We start from the raw sequence: 19,994 nt of genomic DNA, 5'->3' as shown, positions 1-19,994 counted from the left end.
AAATAGGGTCATGGCAATGTACCGGGTTCGAGGCGATTTTTGCCTTTCGTTCGAATTGCGATTCAAGGGCGATGACTTTCGGCGTCCAATGCCTTCGATCCGACGGGCGGCCATCCGCATTCGACAAGACAACCGCATAGGCGTCTTTTCAGCGCACCCATTAAACCACTCGGCCGAGGCCGCAATAAATTGAAGAGGCAAGGGATGGGGATATTTGATCGAATCATGAAGGGCGGGCGTACCACCGCCGGAGATGCCGGGGAGTTTTTGAAACCCAGCGGCCCAGGCGCCGAGCAACTGCTGGAGGACGGCATGAAACTTGAGCAGCAAGGGCGGCCCGAAGAGGCGCTGCTCTGCTACGACACTGCAGTGAAGCTCATGCCCGAGCTGGCGCGGGCGCATTTCAACCGGGGCACTATTTTGCTGGACCGCGGTGACGCGCAGCAAGCCCTGGAGGCCTTCACGCAGGCCGTCCGCTATAAACCGGAATCGGCCGGCGCCCACTTCAACCTCGGAGCCGCCTACACACGGCTGGATCAACATGAGGCAGCCGTCTCGGCATACCGCGAGGCGCTCGCGCTCAAACCGGGCTTCGCCGAGGCCGAAATGGCCTTAGGCGCCGCGTTTGAAGAACTCGGGCAGGATGAAGCGGCGGTGGCAAGCTATCGCCGCGCACTGGAGATCGATCCCGTTTATACCGAGGTCCACGACAAACTGGTCAAGGTACTGAGCCGGTCGGAACGATTCGATGAGGTCGCGGAGACCTATCGCCAGATGCTGGAAACCGACCCCCACAACGCGGGCTGGCTCAACAACCTGGGAGCAGTCCAGAGAAAGCTCGGCCGATTTAAAGATTCGGCCGCCAGTTTTCGCCAAGCAGTGGCGGTCGACCCGGAGGATGCGCTGGCGCACAATAACCTCGGCGCCACCTTGCGTACGCTGGGGCAGCTCACGCAGGCCGTGGACAGCTATCGCCAGGCGCTAGAGATCCGGCCGGACTTCATCGAAGCCCATCACAACCTGGGCAATCTCCTGGCCGACCTGGGGCAGGCCGATTCTGCCGTCGAAAGTTACCGCCAGGCGCTGGAGATCAATCCTGACTTCGCCGAATCGCTTACCGCCATGGGCGCGGTTTTTCAAACACAGGGGCAATTTGACGAGGCGGTTGAATGCCACCGGCGGGCCTTGGCCATCAAGCCTGATTACGCGCAGGCCCACAGCAATCTCGGAAATACCCTGCAGGATATTGGGCAGCTTGAAAGCTCGCTGGAGAGCACGCGTCGCGCGCTGGAGCTCCAGCCGGACTTCACCGATGCCCACAACAGCTTGCTCTTCGTACACAACTACCTGGCCGACCAGCCTGTAGCGAATTTACTGGCCGAGGCCAGGCGTTTTGGCGATGTGCTTGCGCGCCGTGCCCGGCCTGCGATGGCTTGGGCCAATCCACCCGACCCAGATCGCCGGCTGCGCATAGGCCTGGTTTCCGGGGATTTTTGTATCCACCCCGTAGGCTACTTTCTGGATGCTGTGATGGCAGCCTTGGCCTCCAGCGCCACCTCGCTGGAACTGTTCGGCTATCCCACGCGCAGCTGCGATGATGAACTCAGCCAGCGGCTCAAGGCCTGCTGCCACGCGTGGCATCCGGTGGTGGGGCTTTCCGATGAACACGTGGCCGAACTGATACGCGAAGACGGCATTGACATCCTGATTGATCTCTCGGGGCATACCGCGTACAACCGCCTGCCGGTATTCGCCTGGAAACCCGCACCAGTGCAGCTGTCCTGGCTGGGCTATTTCGCAACCACCGGGGTGCAGACGATGGACTACCTCCTCGCCGATCCCTGGACCATGCCGGACAGCGAGGAAGGCAGTTTCACCGAGAAGATCTGGCGCCTGCCCGAGACACGGCTGTGCTTCACGCCGCCACGCGCGGACGTGACCGTTTCACCGCTTCCGGCCCTGTCCAACGGCTATGTCACTTTCGGCTGCTTCAACAACCTGACCAAGATGAATGATGCCGTCGTGGCACTGTGGGCACAGGTACTGAATGCCGTACCGGCGAGCCGCCTGTTTCTCAAGGCCCGCCAGCTGCAGCAGGCGTCCGCACAACGCGAGGTCTTGGCCCGTTTCGCCGCCCACGGCATCGAACCCGGCCGGTTGATCCTGGAAGACTATGTACCCCGGGAGAACTACCTGGCCGCCTATCAGCGGGTGGACATCGCCCTGGATCCCTTTCCTTACCCGGGCGGGACGACGACGGTGGAAGCCTTGTGGATGGGCGTGCCGGTGCTGACGCTGGCCGGCGAACGGTTTTTGTCGCGCCAAGGCGTCGGCCTGATGATGAATGCGGGACTGCCCGAATGGGTCGCCTCGAACCCCGGCGACTACCTCTCCCGTGCCGTCGCGCATGCCGGCGACTTGCAGAAACTGTCAGCGTTGCGCGCAGGCTTGCGGTCGCAGGTGCTGGCCTCGCCGATCTTTGATGCGCCGCGCTTTGCCAGGCACTTTGAAACGGCACTGCGCGGCATGTGGCACGCGTGGTGCGCGGAAAACACCGCGCCCGCAGCCACACACGGGCGGGTAGCAGGCGATGAGCGCGCTTGAGCCGGCTGCCAAGGCCGGGGAGCCATTGAAGCCCGAACCATCGGCCGAACAACTGCTGGAGCAAGGCATGGCGCTGGAGCAGCAAGGACAGCCCGAAGAGGCCTTGCTGCACTACGACTCTGCCATAGCCCTGATGCCGGAACTCGCGCGGGCGCATTTCAACCGGGGCACCATCTTGCTGGACCGCGGCGATGCGCAGGAGGCCTTGGCGGCCTTTACCAAGGCCGTGCAGTACAAGCCGGACTCGGCCGGCGCTCACTTCAACCTGGGGGCGGCATATGCCCGGCTGGACCGCGATGAGGCGGCCGTGTCAGCCTACCGCCAGGCGCTCGCACTCAAGCCTGATTTTGCGGAGGCGGAGATGGCCCTGGGCGCGGCGCTGGAGGAGCAGGGACACGATCAGGAGGCCATCAAAAGCTATCGCCGTGTCCTGGAGATCGAACCCGGCTACGCCGAGGCGCAGGACAAGCTGGCTTACCTCCTGATGCGGCTCGATCAATTCGACGAGGCCGCAGCCTGCTTTCGCCAGATCCTTGTTCGGGACCCCCACAATGTCAATGCCCTTAACAGCCTGGGGCTCCTCCTGAACATCAAGGGCCAGTTTCACGAGGCGGTCAGCCAGTACCGGCTTGCGGTGAAGTTGAAGCCGGACTTTCTGGCCGCGCATGGCAACCTCGGCAACGTGCTGATGGACCTGCACCAGTTCGGCGATGCGGCGGCAAGCTATCACAGGGTACTGGAACTCAACCCCGATAGCGCGGATGCGTACAACAACATCGGAAGCGCATTCAAGGACCTCGGCGACCTGGGCAAGGCCCTGGTGAGTTACCGCAAGGCCATGACCCTCAGGCCGGAACTGGCGGTGGCCCACAGCAATCTTTTGATGGTTCAGAACTACCTGTCCGAACAGCCGCCTGAAGAATTGTTCGAGGAAGCGCGCCGGTTTGGCGAAACGGTCGCCCGCCTGGCCCCACCCTTCGAGCCCTTGCACAACAGCCCGATGCCCGACAGATGCCTGCGGGTGGGTTTTGTCTCGGCGGACTTGAGCGCGCATCCCGTGGGTTATTTTGTGGAGAGCATTCTGGCCGCCCTGTCGGCTGGAACAGCCGGACGCCTGGAGCTCTTCGCCTATTCCAATTCATCGCAGTCTGACGAGGTGACCGAAAGGATCAAATCCCACCTCCGGGGCTGGCATCCGGTACACGACCGATCCGATGCATCGCTGGTCCAGCAGATACGCGATGACCGCATAGACATCCTGATTGACCTGTCCGGCCACACGGGAGGCAACCGCCTACCCGTCTTTGCGGCAAGGCCCGCCCCCGTGCAGATCAGCTGGCTGGGCTACTTTGCCACCACGGGCGTGGCGGCCATCGATTACCTCATTGCCGACCCGTGGACGCTGCCTGCCCATCTGGAAGGCCAGTTCACCGAAAAAATCCTGCGCCTGCCGCAGACCCGGCTGTGCTTTACCGCTCCCACGCTTGACCTGGGCACGGCAGCGCTGCCCGCACTGGCCAACGGTTACATCACCTTCGCCTGCTTTAATGCGCTGCCCAAAATGAACGACGCCGTCGTTGCCTTGTGGGCCAGGATATTGCATGCGGTACCGGGGAGCCGCCTGCACCTCATGGCCTCGCAGCTCAACGAGGCCTCAAACCGGCAAACAACGCTGGAGCGGTTCACGGCGCACGGCATTGAGCCGGCGAGGCTGCTGATTCAAGGGCCCGTGCCGCGCGCCAAATACCTGCAAACCTACCATCGGGTGGACATCGCCCTGGATCCGTTTCCCTACACGGGCGGGACCACCACCGTCGAAGCGCTGTGGATGGGGGTGCCGGTGCTGACTTTGGAGGGCAATACCTTTTTGTCGCGCCAGGGCGTTGGGTTGCTGATGAATGCCGGATTGCCCGAGTGGGTTGCCACTGATGCGGACGACTATGTGAAACGGGCAGTTGCACATGCCGGCGATTTGCAAAGGCTGTCCGTGCTGCGCGCGGGCCTGCGGTCCCAGGTGCTGGCTTCGCCGATTTTCGACGCGCCGCGTTTTGCCCGGCACTTTGAAATCGCCCTGCGCGATGTGTGGCACAAGTGGTGCGGGCAGAATACCTCACAGTTCTCTGCTCCACCACATATTGAAGAGGCACGAAATGGGAAGATTTGAGTCGGCGATGGACGCCACGCCGTCCGCCGAGCAGTTGCTGGATCAAGGCATGGCGCTCGAGCAGCAAGGGCAAATCGAAGAGGCGCTGCGCTGCTACGACATGGCCGTCAGCCTGATGCCCGAGCTGGCGCGAGCCCACTTCAACCGGGGCACGATTTTGCTGGACCGCGGCGATGCACAGCCGGCTCTGGAGGCCTTCAGCAAAGCCGTGCAGTACAAGCCGGACTCGGCCGGCGCCCACTTCAACCTGGGCGCCGCTCACGCGCGGCTGGACCAGCACGAGGCGGCCGTTTCCGCCTACCGCGAAGCGCTGGCGCTCAAGCCGGATTTCGCCGAGGCGGAGATGGCCCTGGGAACGACGCTTGAAGAACTCGGGCAGGACAATGCGGCGGTGGCAAGCTATCGCCGCGCACTGGAGATCAGGCTCGACTACGCCGAGAGCCATGAAAAACTGGTCAAGCTGCTGGGACGGCTCGGGCGCTCCAATGAGCTCGCGGCCGTCTACCGCCGCATGCTGGAGCTTGATCCCGACAATGTGGAGATACTCTACAACCAGGGCCTGCTCTTGCGCCACCTGGGCCGTATGCAAGACGCCGCGATCCATTTCCGGCGCGCGGTGGAGCTCAGGCCCGGCTTTGTCGATGCGCATTGCAACCTTGGTGATGTGTCCATCGGGCTGCGCCTGTTCAATGATGCGGTGGCAAGCTACCGAAAGGTGCTGGAACTCGAACCCGAGAACGCAGGGGTGCACCACAACCTGGCGGCCGCGCTCAAGGATACCGGCCTGCTGGACGAGGCTCTCGAGAGCTACCGTCGGGCGCTGGCCATCAAGTCTGATTTCCCGATCGCGCACAGCAACGTTCTGCTAATTCAGCACTTGCTGTCCAGACTCTCTGCCGAGCAGCAACTGGAAGAAGCCCGGCGCTTCGGCGCGATGGTTGCGCGGCTGGCCCCACCCGCTGGTGCCCCGGGGAATCTCGCCGATCCTTCCAAATGCTTGCGCATCGGATTTGTCTCGGCCGATTTACGCTCACACCCGGTGGGCCACTTTATTGAAAACGTGCTGGCCGCATTGTCAACTGAAGCATCCGGCCGCGTGGAGCTCTTGGCCTACTCCAACTCCCTGGATACCGACGAAGTCACGGCCCGGATCAAGCGCCACTTCCATCGCTGGCAATCCGTGGTCGGCCTGTCCGACGAAGCCATGGCCCGGATCATCCGCGATGACGGGATAGACATCCTGATCGACCTGTCCGGCCATACCGGCAAGAACCGCCTGCCGGTCTTTGCCTGGAAACCCGCTCCCGTGCAAATCAGCTGGCTGGGTTACTTCGCCACCACCGGCGTCGCGGCCATCGATTACCTGATTGCCGACCCCTGGACCTTGCCCTCCGAGCTGGAGAGCCATTTCACCGAAGAGATCCTGCGACTGCCGCAAACCCGGCTTTGTTTTACCCCGCCCGCACACGATGTGGATGTCACGCCTCTTCCCGCCTTGCGTAACGGTTACGTGACCTTTGCCTGCTTCAATACCCTGTCAAAGATGAACGACGCCGTCGTCGCCCTGTGGGCCCGGGTACTGCATGCCGTGCCCGGCAGCCGCTTGCAACTCGTGGCGCCACCGGATCAGCAAGTCCGCTGGCAAGGTGTCGTTGCCGGGCGTTTTGCCGCTCACGGCATAACCGCGGAGCGGCTGCTGGTGCTGAGCGCGGGGCCTCGCGCGGCCTATCTTGCGACCTACCAGCAGGTTGATATCGCCCTCGACCCCTTCCCCTACACGGGCGGAACAACCTCGGCCGAAGCCTTGTGGATGGGCGTGCCGGTGCTGACTTTGGCGGGCAAGAGTTTTCTGGCCCGCCAGGGGGTTGGCTTGCTGATGAATGCCGGCTTGCCCGAGTGGGTGGCCGAGGATGCCGATGACTATGTCAAGAAGGCTGTATTGCATGCCGGCGACCTGCCGCGCCTGGCATCGCTGCGCGCCGGCATGAGGGAGCAGGTGCTGGCTTCACCGGTTTTCGACGCGCCTCGCTTTGCCCGGCATTTCGAAGAAGCCCTGCGCAGCGTGTGGCGAAAGTGGTGCGAGGCGCAAACCGCGAACTGAATCACCCGGTTTGCTGCCGGCAAGGCCTTACTTGATACAGACCGAGCGCACCATTTTCAAATCGGTCAGGCCCATCAGCACTTTTTCCATGCCATCCATCTTCAATGTGCGCATGCCGCTGCTGACCGCGCTGGCGAACAGCTCCGCCACGCGGGCGCGCTCCTGGATCAGCTTTTTCGCGGCGTCGTCGGCGATCATGAGTTCGTGCAGGCCGACGCGGCCCTTGTAGCCGGTCTTGCCGCATTTGTCGCAGCCCACGGCGCGGTACAGGGTGAGCTTGCCGTCCTTGCCGTAGCGCTCCATCCAGTCTTCAAACAGCTTTTGCGACTCGCCGCCCTCATCGGCCTTCCAGGCTTCGGTATGGCGCAGCTCTTCGGCGTACTCCTTGATGAAAGCATTGATCTCCTGCGAACTCGGCTGGTAGGCCTCCTTGCAGTCGCATAGTTTTTTGGCCAGGCGCTGCGCCAGGATGCCCAGCAGCGCATCGGCGAAATTGAAGGGGTCCATGCCCATGTCCAGCAGGCGGGTGATGGACTCCGGCGCCGAATTGGTGTGCAGGGTCGAGAACACCATGTGGCCGGTCAGCGAAGCCTCGACACCCATGGCCACCGTTTCCTTGTCGCGCGACTCGCCGACCATGATGATGTCGGGGTCGGCTCGCAAAAAAGCGCGCATGACCAGCGCGAAGTCGATGCCGGCTTTGCGGTTGATCTGCACCTGGCGCAGGCCCTTCTGGGTGATTTCAACCGGGTCCTCGGCCGTCCAGATCTTGGTGTCCGGCGTGTTGAGGAATTTCAGGATGGAATGCAGCGTGGTGGTCTTGCCCGAGCCCGTGGGGCCGCAGACATAAAAGAGGCCGTAGGGTTTGGAGACGGTTTTTTCCAGCCGCTCCTTGTTGTGTGCCGTCAGCCCGAGTTTTTCCAGCGGAATCGGCTCGCCCGCCGCCAGGATACGCATGACCACGTCTTCCACGCCGCCGGCCGAGGGAATCGTCGCCACGCGCAGCTCGATGTCCAGCGGGCCGTACTTCTTGAACTTGATCTTGCCGTCCTGCGGCTTGCGCTTTTCGGAAATGTCCAGGTCGCACATGATCTTGAGCCGGGTGACCATGGCCTGGCGGAACTGCGCCGGCACCTCGATATAGGGCTGCAGGGTGCCATCCACGCGAAAGCGTATGCCGGTCTTGGCCTTGCCGGGCATGGGCTCGATGTGGATATCCGACACCTTCTGGTTGTAGGCGTCGATGATGACCTTGTTGACGAACTTGACCAGCTCGTTGTCGGCCGCCGCGGATTCCAGCGAGGAATCGTCCGCGGCCTCACCTTCCAGGGGCGAGTCCATGTCCGCCAGCAACTGGTCGATGGAACTGCTGTCCGCGCCGGCGCCGAACAGCTGGTTCAGCGTTTCCTCAAACTCGGTCTGGGTGGTGACGCGGTAGGCGAACTTGGTGATGCGCGGAAACACCTGCGGCACGACGCGCGCACCGCGCACGGCTTCCGGGTCCATGCACATGATCACCAGGCCTTCGGTGGTTTCTTCCAGCGGTATCCAGCCCTGCTGCTCGATGAAATCGCGCTTGAGCGGGCCGTGCAGCATTTCGGAGCGTATGCGGCCGGCGTTGAAGGCCTCGTAGCCCACACCGAAAAACTTCGCCAGGGACTGGCCGATCTGGGCGGGGCGCAAATGGTAGTTGGCCATCAGCATGTGCTCGACCGACTTGCCCTCCTCGCGCGCCTGCTGGATGCATTGCTGCAGCTCGTTCTGCGACAGCACGCCTTCGGTGACCAGCCCGTCGTACTTGGTCGCCTTGCGGCGCTGGCCGTCCTCCGCTCTTTGCATGCGCTGGCGTATCGCGATGCCCAGCGTTTTGCAGAGCTGGCGCGCACCGTCCTCCTCGAGCTTGCCGAAGGGCTGGTCGCTGCGGTTGTTGATGACCTGAAGCACGCCGTACAGCGTGTCACCGTCCATGACAGGCGCCACCAGCATCTGCTTGGTCCTGTAGCCCGAGCGCTTGTCGACCTCCTGGAGGAAGCTGAGGGCCGGATGGATTTTCTTGAGGGCCTCTTCGTCGTAGACATCGGCGATGTTGACCATCTGCCGGGACATGGCCACATACCCGGCAATGCTTTGCGCGCTGACCGGAAGCTTCAGGTCGCGGCTGGTGTTCAGGCCGGTCTTGACCTTGGAGACGATGGAACTGCGGTCTTCATTGACCGCGTACAAGGTCAGCCGGTCGGCGTTGAAGAGCTTGCAGATGTCCTGGCTCGCCTCCAGCATGATCTGGTCGATGTTTTCGGTCTCGTGGATGCGGTTGGTGACCAGCTGCAGCTGCCGGAAATACAACGCCTCGAAGGTAACGCCGCGCTCTTGCGGCGGCAGCATCTGCGAGTCGAAAAACTCGTCCTGGGGATCGCGTTGCAGTACGGCGCTCATAGTTCAAACTCCTGGCCTGCCCGCAACCACCGGATGTCATGCGTCACATTGGGGCCAAACGGCCGTGTCTGGTCGAAACGCTGTATCTCGGCCATGATGAGGTCGGTCTCGGCGGGCTTGGTGTGGGTGATGTAAATCGGGTAGTTCCTGCCGCGCTCTATGCAGTCAAGCTCATTGGCCAGCGCATGGGGCGACAGGTGCAGGCTGCGCTTGGCAAGGTCGCGCTCACGGTTGCTGAAGGCGGTTTCGATGACCAGCATGGCCACGTTCATCTGGTTGATACGGGCCCACAGCGCCGGGTTCTGCTCGGTGTCGCCGGTGAACACCCAACAGCCCTTGCCGGTTGCCACGGCATAGCCCACTGCGGGCACGGTGTGCACGGCGGGCAGCACTTCCACGTGTTTTCCCGCCAGCAGCAGGGTCTGCCCCACATCCAGGGGGTGAAAGCTGATGAATGGCGCCTGCGGCGTGGGGATCCTGGAAAAATCCGGCCAGATGGTGTTGTTGAAGATATGCGCCTTCAGCGCGTTGATCGTGCCTTGCAGCGCGTGGATCTGTATCGGCGTGGTGCGTCGCGCGGCGATCGCGTCCACCATCAGCGGCAGCGCGGCGACGTGGTCCAGGTGCGAGTGCGTCAGCAGCACATGGTCTATGCCGGCCATCTCGTCAAGCGTGAGGTCGCCCACGCCCGTGCCCGCATCGACCAACAAATCATGGTCCAGCAGAAAAGACGTGGTCCGGCAGTCCTTGGCGATGGCTCCCGAGCAGCCTAGTACACGTACTTTCATGTGGTTTTCCGGTTGGCCCTGAGTTGGTCTTTGTATTATTTGGTCTCAAAATTGGTTGCGCCATCCCACTCCGGATCAAACGGCAACAGCCTCATCGAGGCTACACGCTCCGCGTAAAGCCGGTAAAGGAACTTTTTGCCATTTGCCCGCTGCAAATTTAGTAACTGCACGTCACATTGGTCCCAATCCTGGGCCCGGTAGGCCTTCAGGGCCAGGCCCCAGGTCTTCAGCTCGTCCGCATTGTCCTTGTCGATCCGGTCCGCCGGCGCCAACGGCCAAAAAATGGCCACAGCCTGATCTTTGCCCTTCACGCGGACTTTGTCCAGTTCCTGCCATGCAAAATCCCCAGCCAGCTTGCGGGTGGACTCGCTGACCACGATATCGACACCATAGGTTTTGGACAAGCCCTCCAGGCGCGAGCCCAGGTTCACAGCATCGCCAATCACGGTGTAGCTGCGGCGGATGTCCGATCCCATGTCGCCCACACACATGGTGCCGGTGTTCAGGCCTATGCCGATACCGATCTCGGGTAAACCCTTGGTCCTGTGCTCTTCATTGATCCTGCGCACGGCGTTTGACATCTCGAGCGCGGTTTTCACCGCCAGCGCCGCGTGGTCGGGCGTGTCGACAGGGGCGCCCCAGAACGCCATGACGCAGTCGCCCATGTATTTGTCGATGGTGCCGCGGTTGCCGCGTATCAGGTCCGTCAGGCGGCTGAAGACGCTGTTGAGCAGCGCCTGCAGCTGGGTCGGCTCCATGGTCTCCGACATCTTGGTAAAACCGCGCATGTCGCAAAACATGACGGTCAGCTCCTTGGTGGTCGCCTTCATGCTGTAGCTGTCGGGATCCTTCACCATCTCGTCGACCAGCTCGGGCGGCACATAGGTGCCGAACAGGTTGGCCAGCTCGCGCTTGGAGCGGCTTTCCACAAAATAGCCGTAACTCATGTTGAGCGCGAAGGCCGTCAGCGCCATGACGAGCGCGCTGGCCAGCGGCAGCACCAGGCCGTAACCCGCATACAGCCAGAAATTCAGCCCGCCGATGGCGGCGATCACGGCCAGGCTGACCAGCACCGCCCGGGAAGCCGAGAGCATGGGCAGCGCGAAGGCCAGCGTCAGGCCTGACAGCAGCAGGATGACAATCTCAAAGCCGACGGCGTAATCGGGTTTGACGAACACCTTGCCATCCAGGAAACCCGAGATCACGTTGGCATGGGTTTCCACGCCGGGGTAGGTCTCCCCGACCGGTGTCACCCGCAAATCAAGCAGGCCGGGCGCCGTGGTGCCTATCAGGACGATTTTGTCCTTGAGGGCGCCGGGCGCCAGGCGCTTGCCCAGCACGTCGGCGGCCGAGATGTAACGGAAGGAGCCGCCGTTGGCGCCGCCATGGCCGCGGAACGGCACCAGGGTGGCGACGCGGTCGTCGACCGGAATCGCCAGGGTCTTGCTGCCCTGCTTGAGCAAAATGCTTTCCAGCCCCTGGTAATTGCGCGTGAGGAATTTCTCCGGCGGAAAACCGGGCTCGACCCGGGGCAGGCCCGCCAGCATGCGGAACATGGCCAGCGCCAGCGATTCGTAGTACTGCCCCTTGTATTCCGCCAGCAGGGGGATGGAGCGCACCACACCGTCGCCTTCGGTGATGGAATTGAAAAAGCCGCCCAGCGGCGCGGCCTTGGCCAGCTGCTCTATGTTGGCGCCGTAGCCGTTCCAGCTGGTGAACTTGATAGGCCGGCCGGCCAGCGCGTCGCGGCCCATGACGGGCGCCGGCAGGACGCCGTTGACGCGCCCGTCGCGGTCGCTGGTGAAGTAATAGCCCATCACGACGGGCCGCTTTTCGATCGCCTTGGCGAACACCGCGTCGTAGTCCAGGCCGGCTTGCAACTGGTTGAGTTTTTCCGAGAAACCGGGCTGGTCCTTGAGCTCGGCCTGCGCCAGCTGCTTGAGCCGTTTCAGGCCCGAGCTTTCGTCGGCCTCCGCGAACACCACGTCAAAACCCAGCAATGCGGTCTTCTGGCGGTCCTGCAGTTCCTCGACCAGCTCCGCGAGCTTGTTGCGCCCCCAGGGCCAGCGGCCGACCTCGGCCAGGCTTTTTTCGTCGATGTCGACGATGACGATGCGCTCATCGAGCGTGCGCGGCATGGTTGCCCGAAGCCGCGCGTCGTAGATGATGTCGTCCAGCCGCTGCAACACCCCCAGGCGCACGACCCCGCTGGCATGCAGCAAGGCAAACACAAGCGGGATCAGCGTGACAGCGATGCGAGGCCAGTGCCGGGAGAGGAGTCTCATGAGACCTCGGGTGTTGGGTGCTGACGGTTCGCGTTATAGCGAAGCCCGGGCGGGCACCCGGGTCAATGTTGGACGAACTGCATCTGCGTTCCGGCCAGCTCGAGCATGTCACCGTTTTTCAGGATGACAGGCTCGGCCCCGATAGGCGCGCCGTTAAGGGTCGGTTTCCCGGCGCCTTCCACGTGGGCCACGACAAAGCCCTGCGGCCGCTTGGTGATCGCGGCCACCGCGACACCCGGCTTGCCGATGGTGGTGACCACCTTGACCAGCGCCACCTCACGGCCTGCAGCAGCCCCCGACATGACCTTGATGGCCGCGCTGATGTTGCCGCCCACGTCGGCGGCAGGCGCCGCCGCCGGCGCACCGGCGGGAGGCGCGACCAGGCCCGCGGAGCCGGCCTTGATGATCATGGTTTTCTCGAAACCGGCAGGCTGGGCCTCGTTCACGTACTTGATCTTGTACTTGCCGATTTCCACCGTGTCGCTGTTTTGCAGCAGCAGTTTTTTCACGGCCTTGCCGTTGACGTAGGTGCCGTTGGTGCTGTTGAGGTCTTCAAGATACACCTCGTTGCCGGACATCTGCAGGACGGCGTGCTCCCCGCTGACAGCGAGGTTGTCAATGACGATATCGTTGTAGGGCCTGCGGCCCAGGGACGTCCTGTCTTTCGTCAACTGGACTTCCTTGATCACAACGCCGTCAATAGAGACGATCATTTTCGGCATGGCCGACTCCTGTCTGTTTTTAAATTTTCAGTCACCGCTTATTTTCCCAGCATTCTCGACAAAAGGCCGCGCTTGGCCGAGTCTTCTTTCGCGTAAGCCAGCAAGACGGAAATATTATCGCGTCCGCCGGCCTCGTTCGCCGCCGCAATCAGCTGCTTTGACTTCTGCTCCAGCGTCCCGGCGCCCGTCAGGATGGCTGCAATACCCGGGTCCACCACCATGTCCGACAGGCCGTCGGAACACATCAGGTAAAGATCGCCCGGCTCCACGCGGTGCTCGTTGACCTCCACCAGCACGGTGTCTTCCACGCCCAGGGCGCGCGTCACCAGGTTCTTGTTCAGGGAGGTCAACGCCTGCTCGGGGGTAATGAGCCCGGCGTCGATCTGCTCCTGGAGCAGCGAATGGTCCTTGGTGATCTGCTGGAGTTCCTGGCCGCGCAGGCGGTAGCAGCGCGAATCGCCGATATGGCCCAGCATCAGGCGCCCGTCCTGGAAGACGCCCACGACCAGCGTGGTGCCCATGCCCGTGTACTGGGGATTGGAGTTGGCCGCGTTGAAAATCGAATGATTGGCGTTTTCCACGCAGATTTCCATCGCCCGGCGCACTTCCTTGGCATTCGCATGCCGGCCGGCCTGGGACAGCCAGCGCCCCATTTCCGACTTGATGAAGGCCACGGCCATGCCGCTGGCGATCTCGCCGGCGTTATAGCCGCCCATGCCGTCCGCCAGGATGCAAAGCCGCGTCGCCGGGTCAAACGCCACCGCATCCTCGTTGTTGTCCCGCGTCAACCCTGGGTCGGTATGTGTACAAATCTCGTAGATCATCTTGTTCGTGTTGTCACTGGGTATCTTTGTCGGCGGCGGGCGGCCTGGAGACAACGGTTTTGTCAAAGGTCTGGGCTGCGCCGGCATTCAAGGCCTGGGTGGCATCATAGGCCCTGGGCTCGGCCGCCTGCGCGGCGGGGGCGGACTGCACCACGGTGGCGTCGAATGTGGCCGCAGGCGCGGCCGGCGGGGCGGCACGGGGCGAAGGTGCGGGGGCGGACAAGGGCGCGCCACCTTCCAGGGCCGCGATGACTTCGCGCAGGTCGGCGGCGAAACGGTCGCCGTCCTGGTAGCGAAGCTCGGGTTTTTTGGCCAGCGACAGCGCGACAACCTCGGCCAGCCGGGCCGGCAGCTCCTTGCGGATGATGCGGATGTCCGGCGCCTCTTCATTGGCGATCTTGTACATCAGCTCGGCCATGGAATCGCCCCGGAAAGGCAGCACGCCGGCCAGCATCTGGAACAGCATCACCCCCAGCGAATACAGGTCCGAGCGCCCGTCGACCTTCTTGCCGGCGATCTGCTCGGGCGACATGAAGCTGGGCGTGCCCAGCACCAGGCCGGTCTTGGTCTTGCTGGAGTCCGTGATGCGGGCGATGCCGAAGTCGGTCACCTTCACCGTATCACTGTCGATTTCATACATGATGTTGGCCGGCTTGATATCCCGGTGCACCACGTTCTGCTTGTGCGCGTAGGCCAGGGCTTCGGCCACCCGCGCCACGATGGACAGCACCTTGGGCACCGGCAACAGGCTTCCGTCCTTGGTGACGTCGGCCAGGTCCTTGCCCTTGAGGAATTCCATCGCGATATAGGCCAGGTCGTGCTCTTCGCCGGCATCGAAAATCGTCACGATGTTCTGGTGCTGCAGGCGCCCGGCCGTCTCGGCCTCGCGGAAGAAACGCTCGCGCGCGTCATCGAGTTCCTCGCCCTCGAACTCCTGGCTCAGCGCCATGGTCTTGATGGCCACGACGCGGCCAATCTTGGGATCCTTGCCAAGGTAGACCACGCCCATGGCGCCCTTGCCCAGCTCTTTTTCCACCTGATAGCGGCCCAGCATAGGTTTTTCGACGGCGCCGCCGTCCAGCAGCATGGTGCCGCCTGGATGGGAGCCGCCGCCGCCCAGGATGACCGTCTCCGACAGGTTTTTGGCGCGGTTGAGCTTGGACTGCAGGTCCTTGTGGTTCTTGTTGTAGGTGGCCATGTACTCGTACACGGCCTGGGCCTTGTTGAACTGCCGCTTGCGCTCGAAATCCAGCGCGAGGTTGTTCATGTTGTCCATCAGCGCGTCGGTGAAGGGCACGCGGCGGAAGCGGTCAAAGGCCATGTCCAGCTGGCCCTGGCCTTGCAGCGCCAGGCCCATCATGCGGTTGGTTTCGGCCGACTCCTCGTCGGACTTCAGCTTGCCGGCCTCGGTCATGAGGAAGCGCTTGGTGGTCAGTGCCAGGTGGCCTATGACCAGAAGCGCGGCGGGGAAGACAAATTTGAGCCAGGTCGCGGCTGCCGACAGCAGGCTGAACTCCACCACCAGCAGCACCAGGAACAGCAGCAAGGTGACGATGGCGGCCTTGCCCGCCGACAACCTGGGCAGGCCGGCGATCAGGTAGCCGGCCACCAGCAGCAAAACGCCCAGCGTGGCCCACACGCCCCAGCCCGGCTGCACGATGAAATGCTCGCTCAGGATGCTGGAAGTGATGTGCGCGATGGTTTCCGCCGGCGAAAGCCCGGGGCCGGCCGGGGTCGGGAACTGGGTGCCCACGCCCGCGGCGGTGGCGCCGATGATCACGATCTTGTCCGTGTACTTGGCGGCCGGGATCTTGCCGGAAATCACGTCGTAGAACGAGTCCACCGCGAAAGCGGGCCGTCCGTCCTTGCCCTTGTAGAACTGCGGCAGCATCAAGGCCGATTCGTCGGTCTTGACCATCAGCTTGCCGATCTGCACCGACTCACCCACATTGAGCTTGATGTCCGCCGGCCCAAGGTTCAGGCTCTTGGCCGCCACCAGCAGGCTCATGGAGGGCACGGCCTTGCCGTAGTAATTGATCAGCAGCGGCTCCTGGCGCACGGCGCCGTCCACGTCGGGCAGCTGGTTGAGGTGGGCAATGCCGGCGGCTGCCGCGCCTATCTGCTCGATGGGCTGCTGCCCGCGTATGGCCGGCAGCGAGAAGTTGTTGGTTTCATCCACCGCGCTCTTCAGGGCATAGGCCGGCAGCGGATTGTCGGGGCGGCCCTGCGGCACGCCCAGCTGGAAAACAGAGGGCACCAGGACGTTGCCGGCCTTGCCCATGCTGGCCGCGAGCTTGGCGTCGGTGTCCAGGGCGATTTCGGCCTCGGCGATGACCTTGCCGAGCTGTTCGGGCAGGCCGCCCTGGGCCGCCGTCGCCGGATCGGCGGCCGGGCCGAGCGCTTCCTTCATCTTGCGGATGAACACCAGTCCGCGGTCCGTCTGCGGCTCAAAGAAAAAAGCCGTGTGCGCGATGGTTTTGGCCTTGGCGGCCGAAAGCTGGTCGATCAGCTGCGCATGCACGTCGCGCGGCCAGGGCCAGCGCCCGATATTGGCAATGCTCTGGTCGTCGATGGCGATGATCGCGATGCGCTCGGAAGGCTGGCGCGAGGTACTGGTGCTCGCGAAGTCGTAGTAGCGCCGCTCCAGGGTGCCGAAGAAATCGGTCAGGCCGTGCAGAAAAAGGACGGCCAGCACCACCAGGACCCCGACAAACCAGTCGGCCCGCCAGAACTGACTCAGCTTTCTAGATGATTTGGCCACTACCCGTCCCTTGTCCTGTTTCGCTGTGCATAAGCTAGACGATTTTTAATTGCTTTGTATTACCGGCTGCTGGTGATCGCCGTCGTTTTGGCGCACCAGACGACGCCTGCCGCCTTTTGTTTCGGCAGGTTACAAGTCTCCTGATAGGGGACATTAACAGACGGGGTGCGGCTGGACAAGGGACTTTTGCACGGCAGCCGTGCCCACTGTTGCAAATAAGTGGTATTTCGGCGAATGTGCAAAAGCCCGCGGCATGCGGGCTTCAGGCAAGTGGCGGCCGCCCGTCCCGAAGCCGCGGGACGGGCGGGCGGATTTCAGGCGGAAGGGGCTTTTTTCTGCTGCCGTTTGGTGAGATAGGTGCCCAGCGCCACGACCAGCACGGCGCCCAGAATCCCGCCAAAGGTCACGGTTTGCTCGCTGACGGGGCCGAAATAGCCAGCCACTGCCGGGTCGGTCAGCAGCATTTCGCCGGCCAGGAAGCCGAGCAGGGCGGCGCCTATGGTGATGATGATGGGGAAACGCTCCATGACCTTGGTCAGCAGGGTGGCGCCGAAAATGATCAGCGGGATGCTCACCAGCAGGCCCAGGACCAGCAGCGGCAGGTTGCCCTTGGCGGCGGCGGCCACGGCCAGCACATTGTCCAGGCTCATGACCAGGTCGGCGATCAGGATGGTGCGGATGGCGGCGGCCATGCCGTTGATTTCATGGCCTTCACCGTCTTCGTCTTCCTCGCCCTTGAGCAGGTCCACGCCGATGTAGACCAGCAGGATGGCGCCTATGAGCTTCAGGTAGGGCAGGGTCAGCAGCTGGATGGCCACAATGGTCAGCACGATACGCATGACGATGGCCGCGGCGCTGCCCCAGAAGATGGCCTTGCCGCGCTGCTCGGGCTTGAGCGTGCGCGCCGCCATGGCGATCACCACGGCGTTGTCGCCCGACAGCACGATGTTGGCGAGGATGATGGAGCCAAAAGCGCTCCAGAAAAGCGGGGACGCGAGGTCCAGTCCGAAAAACATGGCTATCTCCTGTTATGAATGAAAAAAAGCGCCGTGCAGCGCTTTTTTTGTTTTTGCGAGTTTAGCCCGTATGGGCGCAAGCGGCGTTCGTAGTAATGCTTACGACCGCCGCTCCGGCCTTACAGCCCTTACAGCAGGCCCTTGAGCAGCTTGCCCATTTCCGAGGGGTTGCGCGTCACGGTGAAGCCGCAGGCTTCCATGATGGCCAGCTTGGCGTCGGCCGTGTCGGCGCCGCCGGAGATCAGCGCGCCCGCATGGCCCATGCGCTTGCCGGCCGGAGCCGTCACGCCGGCGATGAAGCCGACGATGGGTTTTTTCATGTTGGCTTTGCACCACTGGGCGGCTTCGGCTTCATCGGGGCCGCCGATTTCGCCGATCATGATGACGGCGTCGGTGTCCGGGTCGTCATTGAAGGCCTTCATCACGTCGATGTGCTTGAGGCCGTTGATCGGATCGCCGCCGATGCCGACGGCGCTGGACTGGCCCAGGCCGATTTCGGTGAGCTGCGCCACGGCTTCGTAGGTCAGCGTGCCGGAGCGGCTGACCACGCCGATGCGGCCCTTGCGGTGGATGTGGCCGGGCATGATGCCGATCTTGATTTCATCGGGCGTGATCAGGCCGGGGCAGTTGGGGCCCAGCAGCAGGGTTTTCTTGCCGCCGGCGGCTTCCTTGGCCTTCATGCGGTTGCGCACTTCCAGCATGTCCTTGACCGGAATGCCTTCGGTAATGCAGATCGCCAGGTCCAGGTTGGCCTCCACGGCTTCCCAGATGGCGGCGGCCGCGCCCGCGGGCGGCACATAGATGACGGACACCGTGGCGCCGGTGGCCTTGGCGGCCTCGGTCACGTTGGCGAAAATCGGGATGCCTTCGAAGTCTTCGCCGGCTTTCTTGGGGTTCACACCGGCCACAAAGGCCTCTTTGCCGTTCGCGTAGTCGCGGCACATGCGGGTGTGGAACTGGCCGGTCTTGCCGGTGATGCCCTGGGTGATGACTTTGGTGTGTTTGTTGATGTAGATCGACATGCTTGTGTTCTCCTGGGCTTACTTGACGGCGGCCACGATTTTGGTCGCGGCTTCGGCCATGGTGTCTGCGGCAATGATGGGCAGACCGGAGTCGGCCAGCATTTTCTTGCCCAGGTCTTCGTTGGTGCCCTTCATGCGCACGACCAGCGGCACGGAGAGGTTCACGGCCTTGCAGGCGGTGATGACGCCGTCGGCGATGGTGTCGCACTTCATGATGCCGCCGAAGATATTGACCAGGATGCCTTTGACATCGGGGTTCTTCAGCATGATCTTGAAGGCTTCGGTGACTTTTTCAGCCGTCGCGCCGCCGCCCACGTCCAGGAAGTTGGCCGGCTCGCCGCCGAACAGCTTGATGGTGTCCATGGTCGCCATGGCCAGGCCCGCGCCGTTAACCAGGCAGCCGATGTTGCCGTCCAGGCTGATGTAGGCCAGGTCGAACTTGCTGGCCTCGACTTCGGCCGGATCTTCCTCGTCCAGGTCGCGGTAGGCGACGATTTCAGGGTGGCGGAACAACGCGTTGGCGTCGAAGTTGAACTTCGCGTCCAGCGCCATGACTTCGCCCTTGCTGTTGCGGTTCAGCGGGTTGATTTCAACCAACGACGCGTCGGTGTCCATGTAGCACTTGTAGAGCTTTTGCAGGATGTCGACAGTCTGCGGCACGGAGTCGGCGGGCATGCCGATGCCGGCAGCGATTTCCTTGGCCTGGGCGTCCGTCATGCCGACCAGCGGATCGACAAACACCTTGATGATTTTTTCGGGGTGGGAATGGGCCACCTCTTCGATGTCCATGCCGCCTTCGCTGGAGGCGATAAAGGCCACCTTTTGCGATTCACGGTCGGTCACGGCCGAGACGTAGTATTCCTTGTTGATGTCGGCGCCGTCTTCAATATAGAGGCGGCGGACTTTCTGGCCTTCGGGGCCGGTCTGGTGCGTCTTGAGCTGCATGCCCAGGATTTCGCCGGCGATGCGCTTGACGTCCTCAATGGTCTTGGCGACCTTCACGCCGCCGCCCTTGCCGCGGCCGCCCGCGTGGATTTGCGCCTTGACAACCCATACCGGGCCGCCTAGCTTCTGGGCGGCTTCCACCGCTTCCTGCACCGTAAACGCCGGAATGCCGCGCGGCACAGGCACACCAAAATTGCGCAAGATTTCCTTGCCCTGGTACTCGTGAATTTTCATGAAAAACCTTCAGAATTCAGTAAAAGAGGGGGTGCAACTGGGATTTGGACAGGGCTGTGGGGTGTCGGAAACAGGCCACACCGGCCCAAAAAACC

General features: G+C 62.8%; 12 protein-coding genes. 3 read left to right on the top strand and 9 right to left on the bottom strand.

Translation table 11 applies throughout. From position 1 onward, the window contains the following. The first annotated feature begins 204 nt into the window (after positions 1 to 204). From BLQ85_RS18275 to BLQ85_RS18265, 3 genes are read left to right on the top strand one after another with little or no spacing between them, the layout of a single operon-like run. Positions 205 to 2,604, top strand: a complete 2,400-nt coding sequence (locus tag BLQ85_RS18275; RefSeq protein WP_254806474.1) for a tetratricopeptide repeat protein — start codon at positions 205 to 207, stop codon at positions 2,602 to 2,604. Continuing rightward, positions 2,591 to 4,768 (top strand): tetratricopeptide repeat protein, encoded by a 2,178-nt coding sequence (locus BLQ85_RS18270; protein ID WP_074579000.1) that lies wholly within the window; start codon positions 2,591 to 2,593, stop codon positions 4,766 to 4,768. Before BLQ85_RS18275 ends, BLQ85_RS18270 begins: the two co-directional genes overlap by 14 nt. Continuing rightward, positions 4,755 to 6,869, top strand: coding sequence for a tetratricopeptide repeat protein (locus BLQ85_RS18265; RefSeq protein ID WP_074578996.1), 2,115 nt, complete (start codon positions 4,755 to 4,757; stop codon positions 6,867 to 6,869). The genes BLQ85_RS18270 and BLQ85_RS18265 overlap by 14 nt, the downstream gene beginning before the upstream one ends. A 27-nt stretch (positions 6,870 to 6,896) precedes the next feature. On the opposite strand, the gene BLQ85_RS18260 is transcribed toward BLQ85_RS18265, so the two are convergent. The 9 genes from BLQ85_RS18260 to sucC all read right to left on the bottom strand — a co-directional run bounded on the left by BLQ85_RS18260 (position 6,897) and on the right by sucC (position 19,899). Continuing rightward, entirely contained in the window at positions 6,897 to 9,302 is a 2,406-nt protein-coding gene (locus BLQ85_RS18260) for a GspE/PulE family protein (RefSeq protein ID WP_074578993.1), read from the bottom strand. Then, complete coding sequence (locus BLQ85_RS18255; RefSeq protein WP_074578991.1) at positions 9,299 to 10,090, bottom strand: 3',5'-cyclic-nucleotide phosphodiesterase; 792 nt, start codon at positions 10,088 to 10,090, stop codon at positions 9,299 to 9,301. Before BLQ85_RS18255 ends, BLQ85_RS18260 begins: the two co-directional genes overlap by 4 nt. A 35-nt stretch (positions 10,091 to 10,125) precedes the next feature. Further along, the gene (locus BLQ85_RS18250) at positions 10,126 to 12,375 is read right to left on the bottom strand and encodes a CHASE2 domain-containing protein (protein WP_074578989.1); all 2,250 of its coding nucleotides are present in this window, start codon (positions 12,373 to 12,375) and stop codon (positions 10,126 to 10,128) included. A 62-nt stretch (positions 12,376 to 12,437) separates the two neighbouring features. Continuing rightward, on the bottom strand, positions 12,438 to 13,097 hold the full coding sequence (locus tag BLQ85_RS18245; protein ID WP_007870233.1) for an FHA domain-containing protein: 660 nt from the start codon (positions 13,095 to 13,097) through the stop codon (positions 12,438 to 12,440). 38 nt (positions 13,098 to 13,135) lie between these two features. Continuing rightward, entirely contained in the window at positions 13,136 to 13,921 is a 786-nt protein-coding gene (locus BLQ85_RS18240) for a Stp1/IreP family PP2C-type Ser/Thr phosphatase (RefSeq protein WP_074578987.1), read from the bottom strand. A 13-nt stretch (positions 13,922 to 13,934) separates the two neighbouring features. Next, entirely contained in the window at positions 13,935 to 16,682 is a 2,748-nt protein-coding gene (locus BLQ85_RS24925) for a CHASE2 domain-containing serine/threonine-protein kinase (RefSeq protein ID WP_074578985.1), read from the bottom strand. A 314-nt stretch (positions 16,683 to 16,996) separates the two neighbouring features. Further along, on the bottom strand, positions 16,997 to 17,698 hold the full coding sequence (locus BLQ85_RS18230; RefSeq protein WP_007870242.1) for a TerC family protein: 702 nt from the start codon (positions 17,696 to 17,698) through the stop codon (positions 16,997 to 16,999). A 128-nt stretch (positions 17,699 to 17,826) separates the two neighbouring features. Next, positions 17,827 to 18,720, bottom strand: coding sequence for a succinate--CoA ligase subunit alpha (gene sucD, locus BLQ85_RS18225; RefSeq protein ID WP_007870244.1), 894 nt, complete (start codon positions 18,718 to 18,720; stop codon positions 17,827 to 17,829). An 18-nt stretch (positions 18,721 to 18,738) separates the two neighbouring features. Next, positions 18,739 to 19,899 carry an ADP-forming succinate--CoA ligase subunit beta gene (sucC, locus tag BLQ85_RS18220; protein ID WP_074578983.1) on the bottom strand — a complete coding sequence of 387 codons (1,161 nt, stop codon included), beginning with the start codon at positions 19,897 to 19,899 and terminating at the stop codon, positions 18,739 to 18,741. Positions 19,900 to 19,994: the final 95 nt, after the last annotated feature.

This window comes from Polaromonas sp. JS666 (assembly GCF_900103405.1).
Taxonomy (GTDB): domain Bacteria; phylum Pseudomonadota; class Gammaproteobacteria; order Burkholderiales; family Burkholderiaceae_C; genus Polaromonas.
This window is presented reverse-complemented; position numbering and strand designations above follow the sequence as displayed.

Coding starts and splice junctions, on each gene's coding strand:
- BLQ85_RS18275 (WP_254806474.1), top strand. CDS start 205: ATGGGGATATTTGATCGAATCATGAAGGGCGGGCGTACCACCGCCGGA.
- BLQ85_RS18270 (WP_074579000.1), top strand. CDS start 2,591: ATGAGCGCGCTTGAGCCGGCTGCCAAGGCCGGGGAGCCATTGAAGCCC.
- BLQ85_RS18265 (WP_074578996.1), top strand. CDS start 4,755: ATGGGAAGATTTGAGTCGGCGATGGACGCCACGCCGTCCGCCGAGCAG.
- BLQ85_RS18260 (WP_074578993.1), bottom strand. CDS start 9,302: ATGAGCGCCGTACTGCAACGCGATCCCCAGGACGAGTTTTTCGACTCG.
- BLQ85_RS18255 (WP_074578991.1), bottom strand. CDS start 10,090: ATGAAAGTACGTGTACTAGGCTGCTCGGGAGCCATCGCCAAGGACTGC.
- BLQ85_RS18250 (WP_074578989.1), bottom strand. CDS start 12,375: ATGAGACTCCTCTCCCGGCACTGGCCTCGCATCGCTGTCACGCTGATC.
- BLQ85_RS18245 (WP_007870233.1), bottom strand. CDS start 13,097: ATGCCGAAAATGATCGTCTCTATTGACGGCGTTGTGATCAAGGAAGTC.
- BLQ85_RS18240 (WP_074578987.1), bottom strand. CDS start 13,921: ATGATCTACGAGATTTGTACACATACCGACCCAGGGTTGACGCGGGAC.
- BLQ85_RS18230 (WP_007870242.1), bottom strand. CDS start 17,698: ATGTTTTTCGGACTGGACCTCGCGTCCCCGCTTTTCTGGAGCGCTTTT.
- sucD (WP_007870244.1), bottom strand. CDS start 18,720: ATGTCGATCTACATCAACAAACACACCAAAGTCATCACCCAGGGCATC.
- sucC (WP_074578983.1), bottom strand. CDS start 19,899: ATGAAAATTCACGAGTACCAGGGCAAGGAAATCTTGCGCAATTTTGGT.